This window comes from Pricia sp., from assembly GCF_041745955.1.
In the GTDB taxonomy this organism is placed as follows: domain Bacteria; phylum Bacteroidota; class Bacteroidia; order Flavobacteriales; family Flavobacteriaceae; genus Pricia.
This window is the reverse complement of record NZ_JBGTHY010000280.1, coordinates 21416-27824: the sequence shown is the minus strand read 5'-3', so window position 1 is coordinate 27824 and position 6409 is coordinate 21416. Positions and strand designations below refer to the sequence as shown.

Sequence of the window (6409 nt, the reverse complement as noted above, 5' to 3'; positions counted from 1 at the left end):
GGCGTACTTTACAGCGGGAATGTTGAAGGGGAAGGGGTTTGTTCTTTCCGATGCTATGCTTAGGGATGCGAGGTAGGACATTGCGAATTGTCTCTTTTAGACCTATTTTAAATCAGATTGAATGACTTTGAGATATCGTTGAATCCTTGCCTGAAAGTAACGATTCTAAATTTAAAGGATATCAAATGAGAAAAAACTAGGCACGCGCCGTGCAGGATTTGGTAAACACAAAACCAAAGCCGATAAAGAGCATCAAATGAAACGGAAAGAGTCCGAAATCGTTGAGGGGAATGGCGCTGTACATTCCGAATAGGAAATAGACCATCAACAAGGCCTCTAAAATCATGTTCGGCGACAGTTTTTTAGCGAGGTATTTATTGCCTTTCCAACTATCGGTAATATTGTCGAGGTTGAATTTAGGGGTACGAACGAATTCGCTGCGCTTTCCCCAATGACCTTCTAGCACGGCGATGGAGTTGTGCAAAGAGAAACCCAAGGCGACGGAGAAGAAGGTGAAGAAAATCTTGATATAATCCACAAAATTATCAAAGCTGCTGCCCTGTATGCTCTTGTAGGTAAACCAATAGCAGACGAACAGAATAATCGTACTTAGCACAAAGAAGCTAAGCAGCGAAAACACAATATCGAACTGGGGATACAGAGCCTTAATGTACATGGCCGGAATGCTCAACAACGACACAAGAAAAACACAAAGGAACATCGAACTGTTCAACAAATGCATCACCCCATGAAACTTGGTCTTAAAGGAAATGTTCTTGGCCGTAACCACGCTCATGACCGATTTTCGGAAGTTTTCGGCCCCGCCCTTGTTCCAACGGAATTGCTGCGAACGGGCGGCACTGATGACCACGGGCAGCTCGGCGGGCGTCTCCACATCCTCCAAATACTTGAACTTCCAATCTTTCAATTGGGCGCGATAGCTGAGGTCAAGGTCTTCGGTAAGTGTATCGCCCTCCCAGTTGCCGGCATCGAGAATACACTGTTTGCGCCAGATACCTGCGGTACCGTTGAAGTTAATAAAGTGGCCTTTGGCGTTGCGGCCGACCTGTTCCAAAGTGAAATGCGCATCAAGGGCAAACGCCTGGATACGGGTCAAGGTGGAATAATCCCTGTTAATATGGCCCCATCGGGTCTGTACGACACCGATTTCGGGGTCTTTGAAATAGATGACCGTTTTTTTCAACCAATCGCTGTCGGGCAAAAAATCGGCGTCGAAAATGGCAACGAATTCCCCTTTAGCAGTTTCGAGGCCTTCCTTTAGGGCGCCTGCCTTATAACCTTGGCGGTTTTCACGGCGAATGTGCTGAATATCAAGTCCGGTTTCCTGAAGTTCGCGGACCCATTTTGCGGTATCTACGACGGATTCGTCGGTGGAGTCGTCCAAAACCTGGATTTCGAGCTTGCTTTTAGGATATTCTATTTTGGCAATGTTTTCCAGCAAACGTTGCATCACATATTCCTCATTATAAACAGGAAGTTGAATGGTAACAAACGGAATTTCCTTAGGGTCGAGAAGATTGAATTTCGGGGCGGTCTGATTTATGCGTTTATAGCCTAAGTAGTTGACCAGGAGGTTCAGCTGGGCCAAACTATAGAAGAATATCAACAGCAAGGCAATGCTGTAAATGGCGAGAATGATATACGAAATGATTAATCCCATTTTATCTGATACTGTATTTGAAAATCCAACCTAATATTTTTATGCCCGCAAAGATACTACCTTTTACCGTACCTGACACTTTCGAGACTCCTATTCTTTTTTTGTAACGCACTGGAACTTCGACGTATGTCAATTTTTTTTTGATGGCCTTTAGCTGCATTTCCACGGTCCAACCATAGGTTTTGTCCTCCATTTCAAGTGTTAACAACTTGTCATATCGTATGGCCCTAAACGGACCGAGATCGGTAAATGTCGCCCCGAAAAACAATTTCATCAACGAAGTGGCCAGCCAATTACCGAAAATTTGCTGCGGCGTCATGCTGCCTTCCTCCCTGAGGTGCTTTACCCGCGCGCCGATCACAAAATCTTTTCCGTCGTTCAAGATGGGGGCCACCACCTTGTCGAGCTCCTCCGGATAATCGGAATAGTCTCCATCGATAAATACGACAATATCGGGTGCTTTGGATTGCCGGGCTACATAGTCCATTCCCTTCAGACAGGCATACCCGTAGCCTTTTCTTTCTTCGGTCAATACGGTAGCTCCCGCCGACAGGGCATTTTCTGAAGTCTTGTCCGAAGAGTTATTGTTAACAACTATTATTTCGGAAACGGTACCTGGTAGCTCATTGACTACTTCGGCAATGGAATCGGCCTCGTTAAATGCGGGAATGATGACTTTAATGTCGGGTTCACTGGTGAATGCTGCGGTCATTACCTAAGGTCTGATACATTGTTTTCTTTTGTAAAACTACTGAAACTGTACCACTCCTTGATTTTTTTGCCATTCGTATATTTTTCTGCGGATGCCAGCTTTTCATTTTTGTATTTCAGGCAATATCCATTTTTTTCGCCGTTTTTTAATTGGCATTTGTGGTCTATTTTTCCTTGGGCGTCGAAGAATAGCCACCAATCGTTCATTTTGCCGTTCTTATAATGTCCCTCTTGTAACGGTTTGCTGTTAACGGTATAAAATTTCCAATAATCGACACGCCGATTGCTCTGGTAATGCCCTTCTTCGGATACTTTCCCGTTGGGATGGTAATACTTCCAATAGGCGGTCTTTGCGTTATTTTTCAGCCAGCCTTCGGATTTTAGTTTTCCGGTCGGATAATAGTCCCGTTGGTACTCGCCGTTTTCTTCGGATGGATTTCCGAGGAAAAGGAAGAGCGTCACCATGAAAAATAGTTTGGGGAACATTTTTTAGATTTTTCGAAGTTTAGACGGATACTAAGTTTAGTCGCATAAAAGGATGCTTGCTTACTCATTTCACTTCCTATTTACCAAAGTCATCAAATCGACATCGTTGCCCAACAAAATAGCATTACCGTCAATACGCCCTTCCAAGGGACCGTTTTCGAGCTTCAGTACCCCACGCGGACAAACCGCCGAGCAGATTCCGCAGCCCACACAGCTCGAGCGTACAATATTTTCTCCTTTCTGCGCGTAGGCACGAACGTCGATACCCATTTCGCAATAGGTGGAGCAATTACCGCAAGAGATACACTGCCCGCCATTGGTAGTGATCCGGAATTTGGAGAGCATCCGCTGCTGAAAGCCTAGAATAGCGGCCATAGGGCAGCCGAAACGGCACCAGACCCGGTTACCGAAAATGGGGTAGAAGCCGACCCCGATTACCCCACTGAACACGGCGCCGATCAAAAAGCCATAGGTCTTGTTCAGTTGATAGGCGTCGAAAAAAAAGAGCTTACCGGGACTGCTAAAATAGGTGAAGAGCAGAATGCCGATGACCACCACGAAGTAGCCGATGGCCCCGTACTTGGCATCTTTAGCCAGTTCTTGGCGTCTGAAAAGCATGGCCCAGACAAATATCAGGGTCAATACGATAATGACGCCCCAAACAAAAAATTCTTTGGAAACCAGGGAATTGTCATATTGCTTGATGTCAGCACCTTTTTCTACAACAAAAGAGGTTCCGTTGGTCGCTGTAAGGGCGGCATTTTGACCCTCCTCAATACGCTTGAGCACCGCTTGGTTTTCCGCTTGTGAAACCACCCCGTATTTGATGGATATGCCATCTGTTTTTTCGATGATCGGAGGGTTTCCGGAAGCTTCCTTATGAAGAAATAGAACGCTGCTTGCCCCGGCTTCCTGTGCCGCCAAGATGCGTTCGCCGATCGGGTTCCCGTCCGGTGCGCTGATGACCACCATTTTGTTGTCGAGATTGCTCCATTTTGAAATGGATTCCGATTCGTTACCCCTTAAATACGAGAATACCACTGCAGTGGTCATCACGGTGACGAAGACCACAACACTGTGTACCACCCAACGCTCCACCTTCCAGGCGGACTGACGCTTGTCGCTCAAATGCCGAAAGGGATCCCCGGCCGTTTCCGCCAGCCCCCCGCAACCACAGACCCAGCTGCAGTACCAGCGTTTTCCGAATTTATAGGTGAGAATGGGGGTGATGACAAAAATGGATAGTACACCAAAAATGAGCATGATAAGGCCGATGTTGCCTGCACCTAAAAATTCGTTGATCTTATAGCCTGCGAACAGGTCGTAGTTGAGTGGCCAGACATTTTTAAGGTCGTAGTACGGTTGGTTCAGGCGGACCAATATCTCGGGAATGATAAAGGCAAAGCTCAACTGGAAGAACATGACCGATATGGTGCGGAGAACTTCATAGCGGTTGTGCCGGTATTTCCACATAAATTTGATGCCAAAGACCAAGATGGCCAAGGTATACAAAGTACCGTAAAGAAACCACTGGCTGGCGGGATTGCCGCTCAAAAATTTGCTTAACGGGTCGAACAAGGCAACGACCCCTTGATTGTCGCCGTCTTTCACCAGACCGAGATATTGGGGAAACCAGTATAGCGCGACATAAAAAAGCGTCATGACGATACCCAGCACCCAACCCCAAAGACCCCTCGATGAAATGGATTTAAAGTAAACGCCATCGTTCTTGATGCCCTCGTGTTTACTCAGATACGCCGCTTTTGCAAACCAGATAGTGCCTACCGCTATAGAAACTAGGGAAACCGTCAGCAAAATCGCCTTGTTCGGGAGATCGATGTTGAACAACGCCAGAAAAAGTATGGCCAAGCCCGCAAGGCCGATAAAGGTGGCCATCTTTTGTTGGGTTCCCAAGGCTTTTGGCGGTTCGCCGGTGAGGGACATGTTGTTGCTCGTGGGGTTCATGCTTTTTTTCTTTTTACAGGCTGTTGGTGTATTTGGAAATATATCTTTTTAAACTCCTAAACTCCTAAACTCCTAAACTCAATATCCGTTTCCAACTTCGTTTCTTGGGTTTGATATTCGTATCGAACTCCGCATTGAATTGGCTCACGATTTCCGTTTCGTATGTGTCGTAAAATTCAGGGTCGAAATTGGCATCCCTGAGATATTCCATTATATAATGGACATCCCGCTCTTCGGTCAGCCAACGGTCCATAATTTCATGCCGTAATCGGATACCAAAAGTGTTGATACCTAAAAATTTCATGTTATCCTTACGATAGGCGATCGTGATGCATTTGGTGTCGTCGTCATGTTTCCAATGGAAATGATTTTCGTACTCCTTTTTCCTTTCCTCGGAAAACACCCATCCGTAGGTCTGATATTCGATATCGAAAAACTTAGCGCTGTTGAACCAGTGACCGGGATTATAATCGAACGGATTACCGCAAACCGTTTGCGCCAGGGCCTCGCCCATCATTCTTCCGGTATACCAAACCGCTTCTACTGGAGGGCGGTTGCCGATGGGATGCCGTTGCTGGGCACAATCCCCGATGGCATACACATCCTTGACATTGGTCTCCAACCTGCGGTTGACCAGCACGCCTCTGTCGGTTTCGATACCGCTATCCTTTAAAAAAAGGATATTCGGTTTGACGCCTGTAGTGATGCCAACGACTTTACAGGGACTTTCTTCCCCGGTTTCCTTTACTGAAACGGCATGCACCTTTCCCTCATCATCGCTTAAAATCCTGTCGAGATTGGTATTGTGTAGAAGGTCTACCCCATGAGATTTGATGTGACGGGAAATCATTTCCGCTTCCCCGTTGGGCAGAACATTGGTCCAAAACGCATCCTCACGAACCAATATACTGACCGCAATGCCCCGGGTACGCAGCATTTCCGCCATTTCGACACCGATGAGTCCTCCGCCAACGATTACCGCTTTGGGGCAAACCTTGTTGTTCGGGGCATTTTTTTCGAGTTTATCGAGATCTTGTTTAGAAATCAGTCCCTGAACGCCATCCAGTTCTAGGCCTTCCCAGCCAAAGGTGTTGGTCACGGAACCGGTGGCGATGATCAATTTGTCATACTTTAGGGTATCCCCTTCTGAAAAATGAAGGGTTTTGGCCTCGGTATCTATACGTTCAACGTAGGCTTTTTTTAGTTCCAGACGATTTTTCTCCCAGAACCAATGTTCATAAGGTTCGATATCCGTCCACCGCATATGTCCCATATAGACGTACATGAGGGCGGTACGGGAAAAGAAATGATCAGTCTCTGCGGAAATCAGGGTAATACTATTATCGGAAAGTTTTCGAATATGCCTGGCCGCCGTAACCCCGGCGATGCCGTTACCGATAATGACTATGTGTTCCATACATTTATTGGGTAGATGGTTTTCTGTCGAAAATAAAGGTAATAACTTAATTATTGGAATCAATTTAGAACCGATATAAATATCAGCATACTTTGTATGTAATGCCAACGCATTTCGACCTATGCCTTTGTACAACCTTCACACATCGA

5 protein-coding genes are annotated in these 6409 nt (G+C 46.2%); all 5 read right to left on the bottom strand.

What is annotated here, in order from left to right; all coding sequences use genetic code 11:
- Positions 1-196: 196 nt before the first annotated feature.
- The gene (locus ACEW8S_RS10385; protein WP_373518084.1) at positions 197-1681 is read right to left on the bottom strand and encodes a cellulose synthase family protein; all 1485 of its coding nucleotides are present in this window, start codon (positions 1679-1681) and stop codon (positions 197-199) included.
- A 1-nt stretch (position 1682) separates the two neighbouring features.
- Positions 1683-2393 (bottom strand): glycosyltransferase family 2 protein, encoded by a 711-nt coding sequence (locus ACEW8S_RS10380; RefSeq protein ID WP_373518083.1) that lies wholly within the window; start codon positions 2391-2393, stop codon positions 1683-1685.
- On the bottom strand, positions 2393-2878 hold the full coding sequence (locus tag ACEW8S_RS10375) for a toxin-antitoxin system YwqK family antitoxin (RefSeq protein ID WP_373518082.1): 486 nt from the start codon (positions 2876-2878) through the stop codon (positions 2393-2395). Before ACEW8S_RS10375 ends, ACEW8S_RS10380 begins: the two co-directional genes overlap by 1 nt.
- A gap of 69 nt (positions 2879-2947) precedes the next feature.
- Positions 2948-4843 (bottom strand): 4Fe-4S dicluster domain-containing protein, encoded by a 1896-nt coding sequence (locus ACEW8S_RS10370; protein WP_373518081.1) that lies wholly within the window; start codon positions 4841-4843, stop codon positions 2948-2950.
- A gap of 64 nt (positions 4844-4907) precedes the next feature.
- Positions 4908-6260, bottom strand: coding sequence for an NAD(P)/FAD-dependent oxidoreductase (locus tag ACEW8S_RS10365; RefSeq protein ID WP_373518080.1), 1353 nt, complete (start codon positions 6258-6260; stop codon positions 4908-4910).
- Positions 6261-6409: the final 149 nt, after the last annotated feature.

Bases quoted from the DNA above. Each gene is read 5' to 3' on its own strand.
- ACEW8S_RS10385 (WP_373518084.1), bottom strand. From the start codon at position 1,681: ATGGGATTAATCATTTCGTATATCATTCTCGCCATTTACAGCATTGCC.
- ACEW8S_RS10380 (WP_373518083.1), bottom strand. From the start codon at position 2,393: ATGACCGCAGCATTCACCAGTGAACCCGACATTAAAGTCATCATTCCC.
- ACEW8S_RS10375 (WP_373518082.1), bottom strand. From the start codon at position 2,878: ATGTTCCCCAAACTATTTTTCATGGTGACGCTCTTCCTTTTCCTCGGA.
- ACEW8S_RS10370 (WP_373518081.1), bottom strand. From the start codon at position 4,843: ATGAACCCCACGAGCAACAACATGTCCCTCACCGGCGAACCGCCAAAA.
- ACEW8S_RS10365 (WP_373518080.1), bottom strand. From the start codon at position 6,260: ATGGAACACATAGTCATTATCGGTAACGGCATCGCCGGGGTTACGGCG.